This is a genomic window from Pseudomaricurvus sp. HS19 (assembly GCF_009857815.1).
In the GTDB taxonomy this organism is placed as follows: Bacteria; Pseudomonadota; Gammaproteobacteria; order Pseudomonadales; family Cellvibrionaceae; genus Pseudomaricurvus.
Genome location: NZ_WVVW01000001.1, coordinates 747,711 through 766,390, shown reverse-complemented (window position 1 = coordinate 766,390; position 18,680 = coordinate 747,711). Strand labels below are relative to the sequence as shown.

Annotated in this window: 17 protein-coding genes; 7 read left to right on the top strand and 10 right to left on the bottom strand. The window is 58.5% G+C overall.

All coding sequences use genetic code 11. The features are described from left to right. Window positions 1-35: 35 nt before the first annotated feature. The gene (locus tag GSF27_RS03390) at window positions 36-806 is read right to left on the bottom strand and encodes an enoyl-CoA hydratase/isomerase family protein (protein ID WP_160965705.1); all 771 of its coding nucleotides are present in this window, start codon (window positions 804-806) and stop codon (window positions 36-38) included. On the opposite strand from GSF27_RS03390, the gene GSF27_RS03385 reads away from it, so the two are divergent. Next, the gene (locus GSF27_RS03385; RefSeq protein ID WP_160965703.1) at window positions 805-960 is read left to right on the top strand and encodes a hypothetical protein; all 156 of its coding nucleotides are present in this window, start codon (window positions 805-807) and stop codon (window positions 958-960) included. The two genes, GSF27_RS03390 and GSF27_RS03385, sit on opposite strands and share 2 nt — an antisense overlap. 123 nt (window positions 961-1,083) lie before the next feature. Here the strand turns inward: GSF27_RS03385 and GSF27_RS03380 are convergent, their stop codons facing one another. The 6 genes from GSF27_RS03380 to GSF27_RS03355 form a co-directional block, all read right to left on the bottom strand. Continuing rightward, window positions 1,084-1,851, bottom strand: a complete 768-nt coding sequence (locus GSF27_RS03380; RefSeq protein ID WP_160965701.1) for an enoyl-CoA hydratase/isomerase family protein — start codon at window positions 1,849-1,851, stop codon at window positions 1,084-1,086. Then, window positions 1,851-3,122: an acetyl-CoA hydrolase/transferase family protein gene (locus GSF27_RS03375; RefSeq protein ID WP_160965699.1), complete on the bottom strand. Its 1,272-nt coding sequence runs from the start codon at window positions 3,120-3,122 to the stop codon at window positions 1,851-1,853. Before GSF27_RS03375 ends, GSF27_RS03380 begins: the two co-directional genes overlap by 1 nt. 17 nt (window positions 3,123-3,139) lie before the next feature. Beyond that, window positions 3,140-4,036 (bottom strand): CoA ester lyase, encoded by an 897-nt coding sequence (locus tag GSF27_RS03370; protein ID WP_160965697.1) that lies wholly within the window; start codon window positions 4,034-4,036, stop codon window positions 3,140-3,142. 97 nt (window positions 4,037-4,133) lie between these two features. After that, window positions 4,134-5,300: an acyl-CoA dehydrogenase family protein gene (locus GSF27_RS18070; RefSeq protein ID WP_160965695.1), complete on the bottom strand. Its 1,167-nt coding sequence runs from the start codon at window positions 5,298-5,300 to the stop codon at window positions 4,134-4,136. A 91-nt stretch (window positions 5,301-5,391) separates the two neighbouring features. Next, window positions 5,392-6,552 (bottom strand): CoA transferase, encoded by a 1,161-nt coding sequence (locus tag GSF27_RS03360; protein WP_160965693.1) that lies wholly within the window; start codon window positions 6,550-6,552, stop codon window positions 5,392-5,394. Between the two features lie 147 nt (window positions 6,553-6,699). Continuing rightward, window positions 6,700-8,076 (bottom strand): SRPBCC family protein, encoded by a 1,377-nt coding sequence (locus GSF27_RS03355; RefSeq protein WP_160965691.1) that lies wholly within the window; start codon window positions 8,074-8,076, stop codon window positions 6,700-6,702. 360 nt (window positions 8,077-8,436) lie between these two features. Here GSF27_RS03355 and GSF27_RS03350 point away from each other — a divergent pair, with 360 nt between their 5' ends. Beyond that, window positions 8,437-9,264, top strand: a complete 828-nt coding sequence (locus tag GSF27_RS03350) for a GntR family transcriptional regulator (RefSeq protein ID WP_160965689.1) — start codon at window positions 8,437-8,439, stop codon at window positions 9,262-9,264. Window positions 9,265-9,283: 19 nt separating this feature from the next. Here GSF27_RS03350 and GSF27_RS03345 read toward each other — a convergent pair whose 3' ends face one another. Next, window positions 9,284-10,180, bottom strand: coding sequence for a LysR family transcriptional regulator (locus GSF27_RS03345; RefSeq protein ID WP_160965687.1), 897 nt, complete (start codon window positions 10,178-10,180; stop codon window positions 9,284-9,286). 109 nt (window positions 10,181-10,289) lie between these two features. Here GSF27_RS03345 and GSF27_RS03340 point away from each other — a divergent pair, with 109 nt between their 5' ends. The 3 genes from GSF27_RS03340 to GSF27_RS03330 all read left to right on the top strand — a co-directional run bounded on the left by GSF27_RS03340 (window position 10,290) and on the right by GSF27_RS03330 (window position 12,993). Next, the gene (locus tag GSF27_RS03340) at window positions 10,290-10,991 is read left to right on the top strand and encodes a CoA transferase subunit A (protein WP_160965685.1); all 702 of its coding nucleotides are present in this window, start codon (window positions 10,290-10,292) and stop codon (window positions 10,989-10,991) included. A gap of 12 nt (window positions 10,992-11,003) precedes the next feature. Then, window positions 11,004-11,663, top strand: coding sequence for a CoA transferase subunit B (locus tag GSF27_RS03335; RefSeq protein WP_160965683.1), 660 nt, complete (start codon window positions 11,004-11,006; stop codon window positions 11,661-11,663). 154 nt (window positions 11,664-11,817) lie between these two features. Further along, on the top strand, window positions 11,818-12,993 hold the full coding sequence (locus GSF27_RS03330) for a MaoC family dehydratase N-terminal domain-containing protein (protein ID WP_160965681.1): 1,176 nt from the start codon (window positions 11,818-11,820) through the stop codon (window positions 12,991-12,993). Between the two features lie 108 nt (window positions 12,994-13,101). Here GSF27_RS03330 and GSF27_RS03325 read toward each other — a convergent pair whose 3' ends face one another. Then, on the bottom strand, window positions 13,102-13,947 hold the full coding sequence (locus GSF27_RS03325) for a TauD/TfdA family dioxygenase (protein WP_160965679.1): 846 nt from the start codon (window positions 13,945-13,947) through the stop codon (window positions 13,102-13,104). 501 nt (window positions 13,948-14,448) lie between these two features. Here GSF27_RS03325 and GSF27_RS03320 point away from each other — a divergent pair. Together GSF27_RS03320 and GSF27_RS03315 are read left to right on the top strand one after the other, a co-directional pair. Continuing rightward, window positions 14,449-16,128, top strand: coding sequence for a class I adenylate-forming enzyme family protein (locus tag GSF27_RS03320; RefSeq protein WP_160965677.1), 1,680 nt, complete (start codon window positions 14,449-14,451; stop codon window positions 16,126-16,128). A gap of 201 nt (window positions 16,129-16,329) precedes the next feature. After that, entirely contained in the window at window positions 16,330-17,712 is a 1,383-nt protein-coding gene (locus tag GSF27_RS03315; protein WP_160965675.1) for an SRPBCC family protein, read from the top strand. Window positions 17,713-18,040: 328 nt separating this feature from the next. Here GSF27_RS03315 and GSF27_RS03310 read toward each other — a convergent pair whose 3' ends face one another. Next, window positions 18,041-18,646 carry a carboxymuconolactone decarboxylase family protein gene (locus tag GSF27_RS03310; RefSeq protein WP_160965673.1) on the bottom strand — a complete coding sequence of 202 codons (606 nt, stop codon included), beginning with the start codon at window positions 18,644-18,646 and terminating at the stop codon, window positions 18,041-18,043. Between the last annotated feature and the right edge of the window lie 34 nt (window positions 18,647-18,680).

The following is an 18,680-nucleotide window of genomic DNA, read 5'->3' as shown; positions in this document are numbered from 1 at the left end:
GGTTCCTGATGGTTTTGGTTATTCGGGTTGTTGGATTAACGCCCGCTAAAGACGCCATCGCGACGCTCGGCCATGGCCTTCACGCCTTCCGCGAAATCCTCGGTGGGCTGCAGTTTCAGCTGCTCTGCGTGTTCCACCAGAATAGCGGCGCGTACACTCTCCAGCAGGCCAGCGCGCAATGTGGCGCGGGTGGCCAGTAGTCCCAGTGGGGCGTTGACGGCAATTTCATTGGCAAAGCCACAAGCGGTTTCCAGCAGCTTGCCTTCTTCGGCGATGCGATCCACCAATCCCCAGGGGGCTACCTCCACGGTTTTGTAGCGGTTGGAGGTCATGAACATCTCCGCAGCCCGCTGGCTGCCGATTGTGCGCGGCAGGGTGTGGGTAAGACCGAAGCCGGGATGAAAGCCCAGTTTGGTGAAGTTGGCGGAGAAGCGTGCTGCCGGTGTGGCTACGCGAAAGTCAGCTGCCAGTGCCAGCCCAAGTCCGGCGCCAATCGCAGCGCCTTTCAGTGCTGCGATAATGGGTTTACGGCAGGCGTAAATCCGCAGGGCCTGATCGTAAAACTCCCGCAACGGGTCATCACCGGAAGCTCCGAAGCCGTTCTCTGCTGCCAGATTGGCGCCTGCACAAAACACCTGCAGTGCCGAGGTCAGGACGACGGCCCGTACCTGGTTGTTGTGATCCAGTTGCTCCAGTGTGTCTGCCAGGCTGGAGAGCAAGCCCACGGTGGCGTAGTTGAGGGGTGGATTGTGGAAACGGATTACGGCCAGGTGACCGCTCAGTTCTACATCGATGGTGTGTTTCATGACGCTGTTATCCCTATCAGGGTTGTCCGCTGGCGGGTTGCCGGAATCACAACAGTTTACAACGACGATGGGCGAAGTGGTGCTGGCTGCCCGTGTGTTTCGCTGGAAAAAAACCAGAAGAGGCGGGGCCTCTTCTGCCAAGGATGGAAACTAATTCGTGCGACAGGCAACCCGCTGGCTCCGGGATTGTGTTATCCCGCTTTTGTTATTACGCGATCAAGAGGGCGCGAATGTTATTGAGCGAGCGGAGTGTCGTCTCACATACAGTGGATCGAAGTTATTTACCTGACCAGTTGGGCTTGCGCTTTTCGGCAAAGGCGCGGGGTCCTTCCTGGGCATCATTGCTGTGGTAGCAGTACTCGGACGCATGACGTGCGGCCTGCAGTGCGGCAGCACGACCCATTTCCGTTGAGACCATTACGGTCTCGCGGGCAGCTTTCACTGACAGTGGTGCGCCTTCCAGGATTTCGCCGGCCAGTTCCAGCGCCTTGCTCATCAGCTCTTCCGGCTCCGCAATACGGTTTACCAGGCCGATTTCGTAGGCGCGCTGGGCGGTAATGGGCTTACCGGTGAGCAGGATCTCCATCATGATGCGCTGTGGGATCATGTGAATCAGCGGCGAGGCCCAGGGAGAGCTGCGACCCACTTTTACTTCGGTCACTGCAAACTTGGCGTGGCTGGCGGCCACACACAGGTCACAGGCCTGGGCGATCATCCAGCCACCGGCAAACGCCACTCCGTTGACGGCGGCGATGGTGGGCTTGGAGAGCTCAATGGTGTCGTAGGGCAGGGGGAACATATCCCGCGGCGGCACTTGCATGCCGGTCTCCACCATCTCCTTCAGGTCACCACCGGCACAGAAGGCCTTCTCGCCGGTGCCGGTGAGAATGGCGACGCGCAGGGTATCGTCGTTTTCGAAACGCTCCCAGGCGACACGCAGACCTTCACGGACTTCGCGGCTCAGGCAGTTGCGCTGCTCGGGGCGGTTGATGGTGATGATGGCAATGCCGTCTTCGCGGCCTTCAAACAGTACTGCGTCGCTCATCAGAAACCTCGTTGTTGAATGGTGTAGGCGTCGCGCTCCAGCTGCTCACGGAAATCCGGGTGGGCAATGGCGATCAGGCGACGGGTGCGCTCTGCAAGGCACTGGCCTTTCAGCTCTGCGGCGCCAAACTCTGTGACGATCACATCCACATCGGTACGGGCAGTGGTGACCGGGCCGGAAAGGCTGGTACAGATACGGCTCAGGGTGCCGCCCTTGGCGGTAGCGGGCAGGGCGATAATGGAGTGGCCGCCTTTGGAGCGGGCGCCTGCGCGAACAAAGTCCACCTGGCCACCGGTGCCACCCATGTAGGCGGAGCCGGACTGCTCGGCATTGGCCTGGCCGGTGAGGTCCACTTCCAGTGCCGAGTTGATGGTCACCAGCTGGTCCACCTGTGCCAGTACGGCGGCATCGTGGGTGTAGGAGGTGGCGCACATACGCATCAGCGGATTGTTGTTGGCCCAGTCGTAGAGCTTCTGGCTGCCGATCAATGCGCCGTTGATGGAGACACCGGTATCGATTTTTTTGCGGGCGTTGGTGATAACACCGGCTTCCACCAGTTCCACCAGGCCGTCGCCCAGCATGCCGGAGTGTACACCCAGGTCCTTGCGGTCGTGCAGCAGGCGCAGGATGGCATCGGGCACGGCGCCGACGCCGGTCTGGATGACAGAGCCGTCGACAATGTAGTTGGCACAGTGGCGGGCGATGGCTTCGTCCAGCTCGCTGATTTTGGCCGGTGGTACCTGTACGGGAGCACGGGAGACATGCACGGCCACGTCGATACGGGAGGCGTTGATCATCTCACCGTTGCTGAACGGTACCTGGTCGTTGATCTCGGCAATGACCACACGGGCCTTGTCCACAGCGGCCTGTACGTAGTCACTGATCAGGCCGCAGCTGTGGTTGCCGCTGGCATCCGCAGGGCTGACCTGAATAAAGGCGACGTCACAGGGCATGATGTCGGCTTCGATCATGGGAGCTACCTGGCTCACATGAATGGGGATCACCTGCAGGGCATTGGCCTTGGTCATGGAGCGCAGGGCACCGATGGCACCCATGCTGTAGAGCTTGAAGCTCTCAGCCGTTTCGGGCTGGAACAGGCCGGAAAAGCTGGTGGCGATAAAAGCCGACAGGTTGCCGATCTCCTTGCCCTGGGCAATCAGTGCTTCCACGAGTGAGGTGGGCTCGCCACAGGCCTGACCCATTATGATGTGATCGCCGGGGCGCAGGAACTCTTTCAGGTCCAGTTCGTCGATGCTGTTGAGATGTTTCATGAGTGTCCGTCCTGCCCTTATCGGCCTGCTTGGGTTTTACCAGCTAAGGCCAGCAGCGCCTGGGCGCGGGCCAGGTGAGGGCGGTCCAGCATGGCGCCATTGTGGCCGATAGTGCCGGCACCGGGGTTCGCTGCGAACACATCAACGATTTCCTGTGCGGCGGCCAACTCTTCTTCGGTCGGTGTGAAGGCTTCGTTAATCACATCCACCTGGGCAGGGTGAATTGCCAGCATGCCGCGGTAGCCATCCTGACGAACTTTCTGCGCGCGCTTGCGCAGGCCGTCCAGATCGCGGAAGTCACCCTGAATGGTTTCGATAGGCAGCACGCCGGCAACGGAAGCGCCCATCAGGCAGAAGCTGCGGGCCAGCTCGTAGGTGAAACCGTAGCTGCCATCGGGGTTGCGGTTTTCGCTGGCGCCCAGTGCGTCCGCCAGGTCTTCCGCGCCCCAGGTCATGGCCACTACGCGCGGTGCGCCTTTGTAGTCGCCGGTGGTGTACATGCCTTCGGCGGTCTCGGTTACCAGCACAATAACCTTGGTGCTGCCTTGCTCGATGCCGTTCGCCACTTCCAGGGCGGAGAGGTAGTTATTCAGCAGTTCCACGTCCTGACGACCAAAGGCCTTGGGCAGCATGATGCCACCGGGATGGCCGGGCATGATAGCCGCGAGATCTTGCAGGGTATGCTCGCCATCCAGCGGGTTCACCCGCACCCACAGGCGGTGCTTGGCTTCGGCTGGCTGTGCTTGCAGGAAGGCGCCGACCATTTCACGGGCGGTGGCTTTGGCTTCCGGGGCTACCGCATCTTCCAGGTCGAAGATGGCAATGTCGGCACTGCCGTCGGTGGCTTTCTGCATTTTCTTTTCGCTGTCGCCGGGGGCGAACAGCCAGGAACGGGCGCTGAATACGTCGCTCATCTGATTTAATCCTTATTTCTATACTCTGGCGATTATGATTTTAGTGCTGGTTTGCCGTCGCAGATAACCAGCCCCCAGGTTTGCTGGGGGCTTAAGCTTAATAGGACTTCGGCAGTTCCAGAACCTTTTCTGCCAGGAAATTGAGAATCATGTGCGGGCTCACCGGTGCGGTACGCGGGATCAGTACTTCACGCAGGTAGCGTTCCACATGGTACTCCTTGGCGTAGCCCATACCGCCGAGGGTAAGCATGGCGGTGTGGCAGGCTTCAAAGCCGGCTTCAGCGGCCAGGTATTTACCGGTATTGGCTTCGACGCCACAGTCTTCGCCCTTATCAAACAGGGTGGCGGCTTTCATCACCATCAGGTTGGCGGCTTCCACCTGCGCCCAGCACTTTGCCAGCGGGTGGGCGATACCCTGGTTCATGCCGATGGGGCGATCAAACACCACGCGCTCACGGGCATACTGGGAGGCTTTGTTGAGGGCCACGCGACCCAGGCCGACGGCTTCGGCGCCCAGCAGGATACGCTCGGGGTTGAGGCCCTTGAGGATGATTTTGAAACCATCGCCTTCGCCGCCGATGCGATCCTCCTCAGGAATGAACAGGTCGTTGATGAACAGCATGTTGGAGCCTACCGCTGCACGGCCCATTTTCGGGATCAGGCGGTGTTCGATCTTGGTCCGATCCAGGTCGGTAAAGAACAGGGAGAGACCATCGGTCTTGCGCTTGCACTCTTCGAGCGGGGTGGTACGGGCCAGCAGCATCATTTTGTCGGCTACATGGGCGTTGGTGATCCAGATTTTCTCGCCGTTGACCTTGTAGCCGCCTTCCACTTTTTCCGCGCGGGTCTTGAGCTTGGTGGTGTCCAGGCCAACGTTGGGCTCGGTCACTGCAAAGCACATCTTCTGCTCGCCGGAGAGAATTGGCGGGATCATACGCTGCTGCTGCTCTTCGGTGCCGAACAGGGCAATGGGCTCCAGGCTGAATACCGGACCGTGAACGCTGGAAGCTGCGGTCATGCCGCCACCGGATTCGGCGATGGCCTGCATCATGATCGCTGCCTCAGCGATACCCAGACCAGCGCCGCCCACGCTCTCGGGCATGGCTACACCCAGCCAGCCGGCTTCTGCCATGGACATATGAAACTCGAAAGGGAATTCACCCTTCTTGTCTACTTCCAGCCAGTACTCATCGGAGAACTGGGAGCAGTGCTTGAGAACCGCATCGCGGATGTTCTGTTGGTCTTCGGTAAATGAAAAGTCCACCGTAGTGCTCCTCTTTCAATATTCGGCTGGCGCACGAATGGCCAGAAAATCAATAAGTTAAGAGATGTATCGAGAAACTATATCAACTGCCTTAAATGGGCTCATCGTTGGCGGCGTCGCCCAGCTGTTCCAGCAGTTCACTGGTGTGCTGGCCCAGTGTCGGAGCCGGTCCGTGTACTTTGCCCGGAGTCTTGGAAAACCAGGTAGGTACGCCGGGGAAGCGGATTTTGCCCGCCGCGGTTTCGATGGTTTCAAAGAAGTTCACGGCATTGAGGTGTTCGTTATCAAACAGCTCGCCCGGTGAACGCAGCGGGGCGCAGGGGATGCTCAGTTCGTTGAGCAGGTCCAGCCACTCCTGGGTGGTGCGCTCCTTGAAGGTCTCACCCAGATGACCATAGACAAGGTTGATCTGTTTGGCGCGTTTCTGCAGGGTGTCGAACTCATCGCTGGCCCAGGCGGGTTTCACTGCACCCACAAAGGCGTTCCAGTGCTTGTCGTTATAGACCAGTGCCGAGATATGGCCATCTTTGGTCTGGTAGGGGCGACGGTTCGGGGCCACGGCGCGATGGTAGTTGGCGGGACCGATGGCCGGATCAAAGATGGCGCGGTCGGCGTGCTCAACCAGCATGAAGGAGGCCATTGTCTCGAACATGCCCACTTCAACTTCCTGGCCTTCGCCGGTGCGCTGGCGATGGAACAGGGCCAGCACGGTAGCGTAGAACACGGTCAGGCCGGCGATCTTGTCGGCCATGATGGTGCCCACGTAGTCGGCCTTGCCGGTCAGCGCTTCCTGCACGGATGGCAGGCCACATTCCGCCTGGATGGTGTCGTCGTAGGCGGGCTTGTCCGCATCGGGGCCGCGACGTCCGTAGCCATAGCAGTTGGTGTAAACGATGTCCGGTTTGATGGCGGCAACGTCGTCGTAGGCGAAGCCCAGTTTGGCGATGGCTTTGGCGCGCATGGAGTGGATAAAGACATCAGCCTCCGCAATCAGGTCGCGCAGTGCTTTTTTACCTTCTTCACTACGAAGGTCGAGTACCATGCTGCGCTTGCCGCGGTTAACGTTGATAAATACGCCGCTCATCCCCGCTTCCACGCCCTGGGAGACGAAGCGTGTCGGGTCACCGGCGGGCGGCTCAATCTTGATTACGTCGGCGCCCATGTCGGCCATGATCTGGGTGGAGTAGGGGCCCATGACCATGGCTGTCAGATCGACAACCCGGATTCCGGCTAAAGGTCCAGAGTGGTTCACTTGTGTGTATCCTCATGCGCTTTGTCAGCGAATTTGAACGCAAAAACCCTGCTTCGGGGTGGGCAGGGTCTTGCGTAATGTTGTTGCCTGGAGGCTCTGAATGGCCTCTTTGGTTGTAGTGTTTGTCCCGGTGTAGCGGGAGCCGGTTTATTTCAGCTTGCGCGGTGCGCCGGCGCCCATGTAGTTGGCCAGGTTCCGGTGCAGGTTGGCCGTGGCCCGTTCCATGTAAGGGTTGGGGCGGGGGCCCATGAAGCCGGCTGACTTCATGCCCTGCTGTACAGCGGCCATGTTGGAGAAGTCCTGGCCAAGCACGTAGCACCAGGCTTCGGCGGTGGCTTCGCAGTATTCCCACTCGGCTTTAGGCTCTTCACCCTCGGGGAACAGCTGGTAAACGGCGCCTTCGAAGATGCACTTGTCAGGGTCGTTGCCGTAGGGGCGGGCGCTGTAGCAGAGCATGTTGTTGACGGCGTGGCCGATCTGGAAATTGGGGAAGATCTGCCAGGCGGTTCCGCTCTTGCCAACGTGGGCAGGCTCCACCTCTGGCCAGATTACACCCTTGGCGGCGTCGTCTTCGCGGGCGGTTTTCAGCCAGTGCATGAGTACTTCACCGGCCGGGGTGCCTTCCGGGAGTTCGTCTTTCAGGCGGTTGGCCGCATCCACCAGGGTCTGGGTGGTGTTGGTGTTGGCGTTTTCCCAGGTGTAGTTCTGCAGTTCGGCAGTAGTGATACGTGGATCTGCAGTGGTGCCGACGCGCAATTTGGCGGACTGGTTTTCGTCCATGTCCTTGGGCGTGTCGTAACCGATGTTGCTGTGCAGGCCGCGCTCGCCCTGGGCACGGGCCCAGCCGCGGAAGTTGCCGTAACGGTTGAATTCCGGGTGGGTGGTTTGCACATGGTAGGTTTCGTTGAACGCTTCCATGGCCACTTTCCAGTTACAGTCGAAAATGCCCCACTTGCGCCAGCGCACGCGCATGTTTTGCAGCTGGAACGGGTCCAGCATGGTGGTGACGGGCTCCAGGAAATCTTTCAGTGGCTCGCAGTCGGGATCCATGTTGATCCAGATCCAGCCGCCCCAGGTTTCGCACTTCACACTGGCGAGATCGGCGCAACCGTTATCCAGGGCGCCTTGCCAATCCTGCTTTTCAGGGACGTGGGTGTTTTCGCCGTCCTGGTTAAAGCGCCAGCCGTGATAGGCGCAGATGAACTGGTTGCGGCGGCCCTTGGCGTTGTGCTGGCCGGCGGGAGTGTCCACCAGGCGACGGCCGCGGTGCGGACAGACGTTGTGGAAGGCTTTGATCGTGTCCGCCGCAGGGCGGGTAATGAGGATGGTATCGACACCGACATCGAAGGTGAGGAAGTCGCCCACCTCGGGCAGGTCTTCTTCACGGCCGGCCTGCAGCCAGACCTTGCGCCACAGCTTTTCGCTTTCGGCGCGGGCGTATTCGGGGGAAATATAGGCTTCGGTAGGAATGACGACGGGTTGCTCCAGGTCGTCAATGTGCAGGTTGTTGTCGATATCGCTCATTGGATCCTCGCTTATTGGTTGATCGGGCCGGCTTGCGCGGCAGTGACCATCTGTCTCTGAGGTTGGAGCCTGCGGAGGTGCAGGGGAGTGCGGGAAGGCACGTACATGTCCAGACATATACATTGGCATAGTGGTGCCATTTAATCAATATTAACCCTTGGTCTAACGGATATATTTACATGTTGTACGGACAATTTAATGGTGGTAGTCTGGTGTTGTTTGAGATTCCGGCAGGCCTGCGGCCCTACCGCTCGCCTATGCGCCGGTTCCAACCCGAATGGTGGCTGGCAGCAGGGATGAACGCTCCAGGCACCTGTGCCATGAGTGCAATCGTTGCTCTGACCCGAGGCCAAAATTGACATGAACGAAATCACTAACCCGGTGGAGGGCGACAACGAATCGTCCACCCAGTCCCGCTCCTTGCGCGATGGCCAGCAACACTCCGGCCTGGCGTCCGGCCCGGGTAGCGGCCCGCTGTATGTGCAACTCGCCAATGTGCTCCGGGATGAGATCGTCTCCGGGGTACACCCGGTAGGCTCCCTGCTGCCCACGGAAGACAACCTTTGCGACCGTTTTTCGGTTAGTCGTTACACCGTACGGGAGGCGTTGCGCCTGTTACGTGAGGATGGGCTGGTGGTTTCCCGTCGCGGTGCCGGGACCGTAGTGGTGCCGCCAAGCAACAGTGACTCGGACATCCACCAGGTGATGTCCATCAATGACCTGGTGGCCTTTGCCGGTGGCACCCGTCTGGTAATCAGCAGTGTCAAGATGGTCACTCTGGATGCCCGGCTGGCGGCCCGCGCCGGCCTGACCAAAGGTGAGGAGTGGCTGCAGGTAAAGGCTTTCCGGCATGAGGACGGGGTTGATGTGCCGGTCTGCTACACCGAGTACTACATCAATCGCGATTACGCCGCGGTGGGGCGGTTGCTGCATCGCCACAGCGGGCCGATCTTTCCGCTGATCGAGGATCTGTTCGGGCAGAGTATCAGCGAGGTAAACCAGCAGATTTCCGCGACCCTGTTGTCACCGGAGTTGGCCGCGGAGTTTCGTGAGGAGCCGGCTGCGGCGGCACTGGAAGTGCGCCGCAGCTACAAAACCACCGATCAGAAAGTGGCGCAGGTAACCATTAACGTGCACCCGGCGTCCCGCTACCAGCACAGCATGACCATGCGCCGCATGAAGGGCTGACAGGCACCTTCGGCAGGCTTCAGGGGGTTGCCCCCTGGGCCTGCAGAACTTCAATCATTGCTTTAACTGCTGAAGATAACGGGTTGTTTTTTCTATAAATAACGCCGACTTTTCTTTCAATGGTGGGGTTGCGCAAAGGCAGGCAGACCGCCCCCAGTGCGTGCAGTTGCTCGCTGTAGAGTGTGGGCACCACGCTGACCCCCAGTCCCGCAGCAACCATTTTCCCGAGGGTGGCCAGGTGGTGCGCCTCCATCTCTACGCTGGCCTGCAGGCCGAGCTCCTCAAGCGTCCTCTCTACCAGCGCCCGAATTCCTGAGGGTTGCTGCAGCAGCAGCAGGGGCTGTGCGGCAATCACCTTCCAGGTAAGGCTTTTGGCGGTCGCGAGGGAGTGGCCGGCTGGCAGGGCGGCCACAAAGCGATCTTCGAACAGGGGCACAAATGTCAGTTCATTGAGATCATCAGGCTGGAAGGTGACGCCGATTTCTGCGCGCCCGGATAACACCCGCTCGTTAACCTGTTCTGCCACCACATCCTCGATCAGCACGTTGATGTTGGGGTAGTCGCGGCTGAAGGCAGCCAAAACATCAGGCAGGCGGGTGGCGGCGTAGGAGGGCATGGCGGCCACCGTCAGCTTGCCGCGCTGGCGGGCAAACAGGTTGTGAAGGTCGTTGAAGGCGGTTTCCCAGTCTGTCAGCAGGCGCCTCGCTACCGGCAGGAAGCTCTGGCCCTCTGGCGACAGTGAAATGGTGCGGGTGGTGCGCACCAGCAGTTGGCCGCCCACCGCTTGCTCCAGGTTTTTGATGGCCATACTCAAGGCCGGTTGCGACAGGTGCACCACTGCGCAGGCTTCGGCGAAGCTGCGACACTCTGCCACGGCGACAAAGGCCTTCAGTTGCTTGGGGGAGACATTAATCATATTTCTAAATCAATGCATAAAAAGTATCAATTTGCTAAATATATTGCGATTGGCAACACTAGACAACACAAAACGTTGAGTGAGTTTTCAAAACAGAAGGGGAGGCTGCATGGCCGGATTTGACAAGGTGGTGCACAGCTACGAAGAGGCACTGGCCGGATTGACCGATGGCATGAGTATGGCGGTTGGGGGTTTTGGCCTCTGCGGCATACCGGAAAACCTGATTGCTCAGGTAAAGAAAATGGGTACCCGCGACCTGACCGTATTCTCCAACAACTGCGGCGTTGATGGATTCGGCCTGGGCCTGCTGCTGCAGGACAAGCAGATCTCCCGCATCTATGCCTCGTATGTGGGTGAAAACAAAGAGTTCGAGCGGCAGATGCTGGAAGGCGAGCTGGAAGTGATCCTCACTCCGCAGGGCACGCTGGCGGAGAAGATGCGAGCTGGTGGCGCTGGCATTCCCGCGTTCTACACAGCCACCGGTTACGGCACGCCCATCGCCGAAGGCAAGGAGACCCGTGAGTTCAATGGTCGCCACTACGTGCTGGAGGAGGCTATTAACGCCGATTTCTCGCTGGTGAAAGCCTGGAAGGCCGACCGCTATGGCAACGCCATCTATCGCCACACCGCGCAGAACTTCAACCCCATGGCCGCTACCTGCGGCAAGATCTGTGTGATGGAAGTGGAAGAGATTGTTGAACCAGGCGAGCTGGACCCGGCTCAGATCCAGACCCCGGGTATCTACGTCAATCGCCTGATTCAGGGCACGTTTGAAAAACGCATCGAAAAACGCACCGTGCGCCAAGGCTAGGAGGAAGTTACTGTGTCACTGACTAGAGAACAAATGGCCATGCGCGTGGCCCGCGAGCTGGAAGACGGCTACTACGTAAACCTCGGCATCGGCATGCCGACGCTGGTGGCCAACTACGTGCCGGAAGGTATGGAAGTAATGCTGCAGTCGGAAAACGGCATTCTTGGCATGGGTCCGTACCCCACCGAAGCCGAACTGGACGCCGACATGATCAATGCCGGTAAGGAAACCGTTACCACCATTGCCGGCGCAGCGGTATTCTCCTCTGCAGCGTCCTTTGAAATGATTCGTGGTGGTCACGTCGATCTCACTGTGTTGGGCGCTTTCGAAGTGGACGTCAATGGCGATATCGCCTCATGGATGGTGCCAGGAAAGCTGATCAAGGGCATGGGCGGCGCCATGGACCTGGTGGCAGCGGCGCGCAACATCATTGTGATGATGACCCACGCCGACAAGCACGGTAACTCCAAGCTACTGAACAGCTGCACCTTGCCATTAACCGGCTCCGGCTGCATTCACAAGGTGCTGACAGACCTGGCCTACCTGGAAATCGAAAATGGCGCCTTTATCCTGAAAGAGCGCGCCCCGGGGATCTCTGTGGAGGAGATCATTGCCAAAACTGAAGGTAAGCTGATCGTACCTGATCACGTGCCTGAAATGACATTCGCCTGATAGCTTATGTTTTTGCACTGGGGCCTGCGGGCCCCTTTTTTTGTTGCGGAATGTCTGCAAAGCCCCGTTCATGTCGATGCACTGCAGGGGTGCTTTTTTTCTCTCGTGCAGTAGGGCAGTATTTTCGTTTGAGTGATGAACAAGGATAACAATAATGACCAACAAGACTCCCGATAGCGCGACCCTGGATACGTCCGATCTCGACCGTTACATGGGCAAAAAACTGCAGGACGCCATTGCTTTTGAGCCTGTCGCAGCCAACGACATTCGCCGCTGGGTGCAGGCGATGCACTATCCCAATCGTTTGCACTACGACCGCGACTACTTTGCTGAGAGTCGCTTCGGTGGCATGGTGGCACCCCAGTCTTTCGCCATATCCACGGATGACGGTCACGGTGCTGCACCGGCCTGCGTGGGCAAGATCCCCAATTCCCACCTGGTATTCGGCGGTGACGAATGGTGGTTCCATGGGCCACTGATCAAGCCCGGCGATATGATTCACAACGAACGCATTCCATTTGACTACGTGGTGAAGGAAACCGGCTTTGCCGGCCCCACCTGTTTCCAGCGCGGCGACAACCACTACTACAACCAGGATGGCGACAAGATCGCTACACAGCGTTCCACTGGTATTCGCTATCGCCCTGACCTGGCGCGGGAGATGAACTCGCTGACGGAAACCGAAGAGCCACAGTGGAGTGATGAGCAGGTCGTTGAGCTGGAAGAGAAAAAATTCCAGTGGATTAAATCGTTACACGACCTGGGACATGGCAAGCGCCTGCTGGGCTCTGTGGCAGAAGGTGAGCAGCTGCCGACCCGGGTTTTTGGTCCTCACAGTGTGGCCAGCTTCGCCACAGAATGGCGCGCTTACACCATGACCATCTGGGGCGGCATGCGCCGCCGTACCGATATGGGCGACCTGGGCTGGACCGATGAGATGGACGGTGCCGAGATGGATGGCGACCTGGAGCGCCTCAATCCGGAGCAGACCGATGGTGCCTATTTCGGGCCCTCCCGTGGACACCTGTTCAGTCGCTATGCGCAGAAGATCGGGATGCCACGTGGCTATGGTTACGGCGCCTCCATGGGCGCGTGGGTACTGGATTACCTGTCCGGCTGGGCAGGAGAGTGGGGCATGGTGACTTATTGCAATGCCCAGTACCGTGGGCCGGCGTTTGTTGGCGATGCCACCATTATGACCGGCGAGGTGACAGGCAAGTCTGTGGACGCGCAGGGTCGCCAGGTGGTGCAGGTGAAGTGTCGCATGGAAAACCAGAACGGAACGGTTATGGCTACTGCCAAAGCGGAAGTGATGCTGCCTGCGGCCTGATTGCTACCTGATCTGGCCGGTTACGGGGTTCCGCAACGAAAAAAGCTCGCCATTGGCGAGCTTTTTTGTGAGGGCAGGCCGCCGTAAGCGGCCAGGCACCAGGAGCAATCAGATGATTGGCTCTTCACCTTCCAGCTTGGTGCGATGCAGCAGGCGGCCGGAGGCTGGATCGTAGGGCTTGGCACGGTGCATGGTGCCGGTGTTGTCCCAGATCACCAGGTCGCCAACACTCCAGTCGTGGGTGTAGCTGAAGCGCTCTTGGGTGGCCCACTCGCGCAGCTTGTTCAGCAGGCGGGTGCCTTCCTTAACGGATTTGCCTTCGACGGCGTAGGCGGTACAGCCCAGAACCAGTGACTTGCGGCCTGACTTGTGTTCCCACACCAGGGGCAGCTCGGCGTCGCCGATGTTCATCATGGCTTCGAGGTGAGGCTGAACGGGCTCAGGGTTGTAGTAGAACAGGGAAGCCCAGGCAGCGTGCAGAACGCGCAGGTCATCGTAGTCTTCTTTCTCCTCGTCGCTCAGCTCGTCGTAGGCGGCGTAGGTGTTACAGAAGTCGGTCTGGCCGCCTTCGGGTGGCATGTACTGGGCAGACAGCAGGGAGGCCAGGATTGGCACGGTGTTCATGGTGCCATCAATGTGCCAGTACATGGAGCCTTTCAGGTAGTCGGCAGCGCCGGTCTGGCTGGCGTCGAGGGTGATCTTGTGGATGCCTTCGCCGGGGTTGGCGTCATCCAGGTTGCCGCCGTGGGCGATTTCCGGGGCGAATTTACCCAGGGTCTTGGTGAATTCCACTTGCTCGGCATCGGTAAAGCCCACTTTCGGGAATACCAGAACGCCACGCTGCTCCAGCAGATCACGAATCTGGGAGGCGTACTCACCGCTCAGCAGGACTTCTTTGCTGGCATGAATTTCGGTGCCGATCTGCGGTTTGATCTCTTTGGTCTCGAGGGCCATTTCGTATCTCCTGTGGTTAACTCAAATTCGCGCCCACGAGCGCGGCTGACTGCTGTTGGACTGCCGGTCGGCCGTGAATTCCGGGGGTGCTGCTGTACTGTTCGTGTGTACCGCCGCCAGTTTGGCTTATGCGGATATTATTGCCCCGAACGCGGAAATAATCACGCTCACGGGTGCGGTTGTGCCACCGCGGTCTGGTCTTCTCATGGAATCCGGAGTGCCGTTTTAACGATCTGCGGGCCAAAAATCAACACCGTTGTCTATAAAGTTAAGTAAAAAGAACAAAATGGCTAAAAATAGAACAGTGATGGTGTGTTTTTGCCCCGAGGTCTGCTGCAATAAAGCTTCGGGACAAGTATACTTTCGCGCCTGAGCTGTATGAGTCAACACTGATGATTATTATGGCTGATGCACGGCCATAAGCGCGGCAGGCAGTCCCCCGGGCCGGGCATGATAAATACCAAAAGAGCCACAAAGACCGAATTAAGAGGAGAAGAGCCTATGGCTAACGAGCAGGCACAAGCGCCACTGTCCATTGTCACCGGAGCCCCTTTGTCTGAAGAAGCAGGGCTGGGGTCGTTGACACTGGCTGGTTTCATGACGGATGTCTGCCAACGTTTCTCCGACAACGAGGCCATGTGCTGGAAAAACCTCTCCGGAGTCACCCGGCGCTGGACCTATGCGGAAATGTATCAGGAGTGCCGTCAGGTGGCCGGTGCGCTGCTGGCCGCCGGTGCCGGCAAGGACACCCGTGTAGGGGTGCTGATCACCAACCGTCCCGAGTGGATCATCTCCGTTTTCGGTGCTGCCATGGCCGGTTGTACCGTGGTGGCCATGAACACCTTCTCTACACAGCACGAGCTGCAGTACCAGCTGCACCTGGCCGATGTAGAAGTCCTCATTATGGAAGAGAGCGTCGCGTCCAAAAGTTTTGTGGGTTACATGCATGAGCTGTGTCCGGCACTGGAAGCCAGTGTGCCCGGCGAGTTGCAGTTTGCCGCGCTGCCTTACCTGCGTCGCGTAGTGTGCGTTGATTTTGACAGCACCCAACAGGGCATCCAGGCGTGGCCGGAGTTCCTGCAGCTGGCTCCGGCCACCCCGGCGGAGATCATTGACGGTGCTATCGATGCCCTGAGCCCGATGGATCGTGGATTTATCTTCTTCTCATCAGGCTCCACTGCGCTGCCCAAAGGTATTCAGCAGACCCATCGCGGAGCGACCCTGCAGTGCTGGCGGTTTGGTGACTATTTCGAAACCAGCGAGACTACCCGCTGCTGGAGCGCCAACGGTTTCTTCTGGTCCGGCAACTTCTGTATGGCGCTGGGCAGTACGCTTTCCCGTGGCGGCTGCCTGGTGCTGCAACGCTTCTTCGACCCGGATGAAGCCCTGGTTATTTTCCAGGAAGAGAAGGTCACCATGCCCATCGCCTGGCCACATCAGGAGGCCCGACTGGTGGAGTGTCCGGGTTGGGAGAGCGCCGACCTGTCTGCAATGATCTGCATCGACCGGAACTCGGCGTACGCCAAACACCCGTCTGCCACCAGCAAGAGCTGGGATCAGCCCAACGGTTACGGCATGACCGAAACCTTTACCTTTGTGTCCGGTGGTGCCGGCAGCAAGATCAAGGCCGGCAGCCATGGCCCAATCCTGCCTGGCAACACAGTGCGCATTGTCGATCCGGAGACCGGTGAAGTGCTGCCGCTGGGCCAGGCCGGCGAGATTATCCTCAAGGGCCCAACCCTGACCCCGGGTTACCTGAAGTCACCACCGGAAGAGATGCTGGACGCCGAGGGCTTTATTCACACCAAGGATGCCGGTTACTTTGACGAAGAGGGCAACCTGTTCTGGAAAGGCCGCCTGGGAGACATCATCAAGACCGGTGGCGCGAATGTATCACCAGCCGAGATCGATGCCGCCATTGTTGAGCACGAAGCGGTACAAACCTCTTTCACCGTAGGTATGGAACACGACACCCTGGGGGAAATCGTGGTCTCCTGTATCGTACTGCGCGACGGCTTCTCTGCCGATGAAGATGGCATTCGTGCCTTCGCCAAGCAGACCCTGGCCAGCTACAAGGTGCCACGCCGCGTGCTCTTCTTCAGTGAGGAAGAGCTGCCGATGACCGGTAGTAACAAAATCCAGCGTCCGGAGCTGAAGAAGCTGGTTAAAGGGCGCCTGTAATTCGTCTTCTCACGCCGGAAACCCGACAATCCACGCAGTAACTGTAAGGAATTGTCAGCTCTGAATTGAGTTTCCGGTGTGGCTGCGTCAAAGTAACCGCTTTCTTGCGTAACGTTCTTGTATAAGCCGTTAAGCCAAGGCCGCAGGACTCCTGCTGCGGCCGCTATAACTACAAAACCTCCTGGAAAATGAGGCATAGCCATGTCTGAACAGCAAACCAAAACCGCCTGGCCTGACAGCTGGCTCACCCTGAGTCACGGCATCCGCGCCGGCCGCTACATCGACCCTGAATTCACCAAGCTGGAGCATGAAAAACTCTGGCTCAAAGTGTGGCAAATGGCCGCTCGTCTGGATGAGATCCCCGAGGTGGGTGACCACACTGTATACGAAATCGGTGAGCAGTCTGTGATCATCGTTCGCGCCGACGAAAACACCGTCAAGGCCTACCACAACTTCTGTCCGCACCGTGGTACCGCGCTGGCCACCGGCTCAGGCCACTACGAGAAAGGGCGTATCATCTGTCCATTCCACGGCTGGCGCTGGAACCTGGAAGGCCAGATCCAGTACGTGCTTGAGCGCGACAACTTCAAGGGCGGCAACCTGTGCGACCACGATGTGCGCCTGCGTGAAGTGAACATGGAAATCTACGCCGGTTACGTGTTTGTTAACTTCTCCGAAAACCCGCAGCCGTTTGCCGAGCACATTGCGCCGGTAAAACACCTGATCGACGGCCTGGCTGTTGGCGAGATGCATCACTACTGGTGGAAATCCGTAACTGCACCCTGTAACTGGAAGGTGGCCGTTGAGGCGTTCCTCGAAGGTTACCACGTGCCTGCCACACACCCGCAGCTGGAAAAGCCCGGTGCCGATTTCCTCTTTGGTGATGACGTTTCCGGTGAGCAGACCTACGCTCACAACAACCATTTCTACGAGACCTTTGAGAATGGCCACGGTCGTTTCTTTGGCGGTCCCAACACGCCGATGGCGGGTAAGGTTCGCCCTGAAGGTGATCCGGTAGATCTGATGGCCGACCGTCTCAACCTGCTGGTTGAAGGGATGGACGCCATGGTTCTGAAAGAGGATGTGGATCTGGTGCGCGCCCTAAAGGGCAAGCCAATTCCTGAAGGTTCCAGCCTCGGTGGCGAATATGTTAAGTCACTCTACTCAACCGCGGCTGCGGAAAATCGTCCGATGCCGAAACTGGAGAAAGAGATTCTGGATATGTGGGGCGGCGAAATTTTTGTTTTCCCCAACCTGCTGATCCTGCCACAGGCCGGCAACTGCATGATGTATCGCATTCGCCCCAACGGTAACGATCCGGATTCCTGTATTTTCGAGATCTTTTCCACCAAGACCTACCCGGCGGACAAGCCTGTGCCGCGCGCTGAAGTTCAGCCGATGGACGATGTCTCTGATCCGGAGCAGTTCCGCCAGATCCCGCGTCAGGACTTTGCCAACGTACCACGCATCCAGAAAGGTTTGCATACCTCCGGCTGCAAGCAGGTTTGGCTGGCGAGCTACTTCGAGAAAATCATCCTGAACATGCATCAGGAGATGGATCGTTATATGACCGACGAGAAATAACTGTTGTCAGTCATACTCGAAAGAAAAAGGGGCCTTTGGCCCCTTTTTCTTTGCTGGATGGAAGTTCGAGACCGCCGGCGCATTTAGTCATCACACCCACTTTCATCCCCGCGCAGGCGGGGATCCACCTTGATAAGTGCGCGACACCTTCCCACACAGTGTTCCCTGGCAAAAGGTTAATTGCAGTGAGAACGCTCCAGGGGGCGGGAATCCTGCTCGTGAGGGGCTTCATGAATCCCCGCCTGCGCGGGGATTACCTTCTACGTTACGACGACAGACCTTGTTCTGACAGTCAGCCGTGCTGACAACGCTCTTAACACAAATCCTTTTAACGGGCGTACAACCCCTCAGATCCGGGCATTAACCGGCAGCGCAGGGAGTTCTGCAAATAAGCTACACTCTGGTAGTACCCCACCAGCAATGGTAGTTCCAGCAGCTGTTTGTCGTTGAGGAAACCTTCCAGTTCTGCCCAGGTATCATCACTGATCATGGCGTTGCCATACATCTCTTCCACCGCTCGTACGATCAGGCGAGCTTCTTCATCCCAGCCTTCGGCATCTGAGCCAATGGTCAGGCGCTCCGCATCGGCGTCAGTAACACCCGCCAGCGCCTTGCCGTTTTTCAGGTGTTGGCTCCACTCAAACGGTGCCTGACAGAGCCAGCCGATACGGCAGATGGCCAGTTGCCGATGTCTGGGCGTTAATTCGCTCTTCAGCAGCTGGGTGGCATAGGCCGCCTGGGCCACCATCAATGGCGGGTGGCGCAGCATGGTGGCGAAAAACTCCGGCAGCTCATCTTTTGGGGGAATGCCAATGGCTTGCCACAATTCCAGCACAGTCTGTTTCTGGGCTTCAGTGACGATGTCGGCATCCAGCGGGGTTATGCGCGGTGGGTGATCAAGGATCTCGGATTGGCGCTTGGCGATCTCATCCACAGGGTATTGCTCCGTCAAACAGGTCAGCTGCGGA